Origin of the sequence: Nostoc sp. (genome assembly GCF_035638895.1) — a bacterium.
GTDB lineage: Bacteria > Cyanobacteriota > Cyanobacteriia > Cyanobacteriales > Nostocaceae > Nostoc.
Window position 1 is genome coordinate 1 of sequence record NZ_DASQZC010000489.1, and the last position, 3,072, is coordinate 3,072.

General features: G+C 43.5%; 3 protein-coding genes. 2 read left to right on the forward strand and 1 reads right to left on the reverse strand.

From position 1 onward, the window contains the following. Positions 1–1,037, reverse strand: a 1,037-nt coding sequence (locus VE944_RS24590; protein ID WP_324983254.1) for an AI-2E family transporter, incomplete at its 3' end; no start/stop codon positions are given. 214 nt (positions 1,038–1,251) lie between these two features. Between VE944_RS24590 and VE944_RS24595 the strand changes: the two genes are divergently transcribed. Beyond that, positions 1,252–1,614, forward strand: a complete 363-nt coding sequence (locus VE944_RS24595; RefSeq protein ID WP_324983260.1) for a hypothetical protein — start codon at positions 1,252–1,254, stop codon at positions 1,612–1,614. Positions 1,615–1,900: 286 nt separating this feature from the next. Continuing rightward, the coding region (locus tag VE944_RS24600; RefSeq protein ID WP_324983257.1) for an LCP family protein at positions 1,901–3,072 on the forward strand (1,172 nt) is incomplete at its 3' end.

The following is a 3,072-nucleotide window of genomic DNA, read 5'->3' on the forward strand; positions in this document are numbered from 1 at the left end:
CTTAAAGCAGTCTTAATTACAACAGCTGTGGGTACTGCCACAATTACACCCAAGAGTCCGCCAATTCTTGCCCCTGTCAAGACTGAAATTAAAATCCAAACTGGATTTAAACCAGTAAAGCTGCCTAAAATTCGGGGGGCAATTAAGTTTTCGAGAATTTGCTGTACAATTACTGCCGCTATCAAGACTCTCACACCCATTGAGAAATCTTGCAGCGCTACCAATAGTGTAGTCATAGCGATACCTACAGAACCGCCAAAGGGCACGAGAGCCATCAGACCAATACTTAGACCAAATAGTAGACCAAATGGCACTTTCAGCCACAAAAAGGTAGGAATCAGGGCTGATGCCATGCAAGTAGATAAAATCAACTGGGTGATAAAGAAATTTTGGAAGCTCAAGCGGACTGTTTTGGAAAAAGGATCGCGAAATTTAGAAGGCAACCATTCTACTAAACTTTCCCAGAGTTCACCCCCATGCTGTAAAAGGTAGAAAGTCAAAACCATCGTCAAGAGAATATCTAGCAGACTAGTGACTGTAACTACTGCCAGATTTAAAACTTGTCCAGCGATCGCTTGCAATTGTCCCTTGACGCGATCGTTGATTTGCACTACCAGAGCATCGAGGTTAATCGGTAAACCATAAGTCTCAGCTTTTTCGTTTAATATCATTAACTGAGAGCGTCCAGAGTCGATCAACTCTGGTAAACGAGCCACCAGTTGTTGAGCTTGGGTAAGAGCCAATGGAAAAAGTGTCACACCCAAGGCTAATAAAATCGATAAAGCCAAGAGAAATACTAAAATAGCGACTTGCTCTCGCCTAGCACCCTGATGCTCCATCCAGCTCACGGGGTAGTTGAGCAGAAATGCTAGCACTGAGGCTCCAACTAAAATGACTATGAGAGAATGGAAATAATTAAAAAATACCGAAAGTGCCCAACCATTAAGAACTAGTAGCGGCAGGAATAACGCGATCGCCCCGATTCGCGCTATTGGTGTGAATGTTTGCCACCAGTCGAGTAGCTTGCGTGTCTGCATTTTAAGCTGATTGCTGGATAGAACTAAATGAAATCTTTCTTTACAGATTATTATCTCTAACTATATGAGTCTTATTCATCCTTCTAGTTTAGGAGTTAAACTAATCCAAATGAAAAATTTTGAACCGAAAGAGAATAGGGAGTGGGGAGTGGGGAGTGGGAAGTCGGGGGATGAGGGGGATGAGGGGACAAGGGGACAAGGAGACAAGGAGACAATGCCCAATGCCCAATACCCAATGCCCAAAACGCAGTTGCTTTTACATTTAATTCCGATCATCGGCTTTTTTCCGTCCTTGTGGACTCTCTATCGGGGCCAAGGGAGCCGAGAACAACTTTCTATTAGTCGTCTGTCTATTACTTTGGCGCTTACTTGGCTGTTGGGATATCTTTTATTAGCTACCGGAGCAGCAACTTCAGATTTTTTTCCGCTACGTCTTTTTATCCTGAATAGCTTTCTCACATCGGGTTACTTTTTAGTAAGTGTCTGGTTGATTTTGCGCCTGATGCAGGGCAAATCTGGGCGTTTACCAGGATTTACTAACTTAGCCGAACGAGTTCTAGGAAAGTACTTATCTTAATTTTGTAGGGTGAGAATTTTTCAGTAGTTTTACCTATTTGCGAAAAAATTACTGTTGATTTATCTATATATCTAGTCAAATCCAGTTTATTATTGCCATACTTCAGTAAAACATCTCTAAGTTGGCCCAAAAGAAAGAAAAATGCTGCTATAAGTGTTGTGGTTGACACTACATTAAAAAAAATAGCACTGATAATTAAGAGTTAGTTATTATGGGTTGATTTGTTTGGATGTTTTTAGTTTGCAAATTTACCGAATTTGATTAGTGAGTAAGTGTGAGGAAGTCTGTGACCATTCAAAGAAGTTCGGCGGAAGAAAACCAGTCGGGAAAAGCCTCAAAGTCCATTAAAAGAATTCCCCTTTCCCATAACCCGAAATCCGGGCGTTGGCTGTGGTTTTGGGTAGGCATGAGTGGGATTGCAATGGTGTCAGCAACAGCAGGGGCGCTTTTGGCAGTGTCTTTGACCAGTACGCCTTTGCAACAAGCCCAGCTAAGTCCACAGGATGAAGCGGTGTTTGATGGCGATCGCATTTCTGGAGGTGTGCTGCAATTTTCAGAATTAACCCGCCCGGTTAATCTCTTAGTTATGGGCATGAGCGTACTTCCTCCAGATGTGCAAAATCCTCCCGAAGAAACCAAAAACCTCAAATACCTCCCCCAGGTAAACTCCTTTGATGGTCTTGCCGATGTGATGCTCTTGGTCAAATTTGATCCAGAGACTAAAAAAATAGTTATGCTCTCCGTTCCCAGAGATACCCGTACAGAAATAGAGGGGTATGGGGTGAGAAAAATTAATGCCGCCAATGTTGAAGGTGGGCCAGCTTTGACTGCCAGAAGTGTCAGTAATCTCTTAGGTGGCGCGGGAATTGATCGCTATGTGCGAATTAATGTTCTGGGAGTTGCCAAGCTGATCGATGCTTTAGGAGGCGTAACAGTCTACGTCCCCAAAGATATGAAGTACCAAGATGATTCTCAGCATTTGTACATCAATTTGAAGGCGGGTAAGCAGCATCTCAACGGCGAGCAGACACTGCAATTGCTACGGTTTCGCCATGACGAACTCGGTGATATTGGTCGGATTCAGCGCCAGCAAATGGTCATGCGTGCCTTGATGGATCAAACACTTAACCCCGCTACTGTTGCTCAATTACCTAAAGTTCTTGAGGTAGTGAAAGACCACATTGATACCAATTTGACGGTTGAAGAGTTAGTGGCGCTAATGGGTTTTGGGGTGCGGACAAATCGCTCTAATATGCAAATGTTAATGCTGCCAGGTCGCTTTAGCGATAAAAATGAATTTGATGCTAGCTATTGGTTGCCCAACAAAGATGGTATTGCTAAAGTGATGGCTCAACACTTTGGTTTGGAGTCAGAAGAGGAACAGCAGGCGACTCCGACTGATCCACGCTCTTTGCGTGTAGCAATTCAAGATAGTACAGGTGGCGATCGCTCTAACCT